Consider the following 292-nt stretch of genomic DNA (forward strand, 5'->3'; position numbering starts at 1 on the left):
AGATGCTGCAAGTGACGATAGTAATGTAGATGTTTCTGACCCTGATGATATCGATGCATTGCTAGATGCGGCAAGTGACGATAGTAATGTAGATGTTTCTGACCCTGATGATATCGATGCATTGCTCGATGCGGCAAGTGACGACAGTAATGTAGATGTTTCTGACCCTGATGATATCGATGCATTGCTCGATGCGGCAAGTGACGACAGTAATGTAGATGTTTCTGACCCTGATGATATTGATACATTGCTCGATGCGGCAAGTGACGACAGTAATGTAGATGTTTCTGAC

General features: G+C 43.8%; 1 protein-coding gene. It reads left to right on the top strand.

What is annotated here, in order from left to right:
• Positions 1–292: hypothetical protein (locus tag B7C41_RS20215; RefSeq protein WP_211279563.1), on the top strand; the 292-nt coding region annotated here is incomplete at both ends.

The sequence above is a fragment of the Cognaticolwellia mytili genome, from assembly GCF_002104475.1.
Lineage (GTDB): Bacteria > Pseudomonadota > Gammaproteobacteria > Enterobacterales > Alteromonadaceae > Cognaticolwellia > Cognaticolwellia mytili.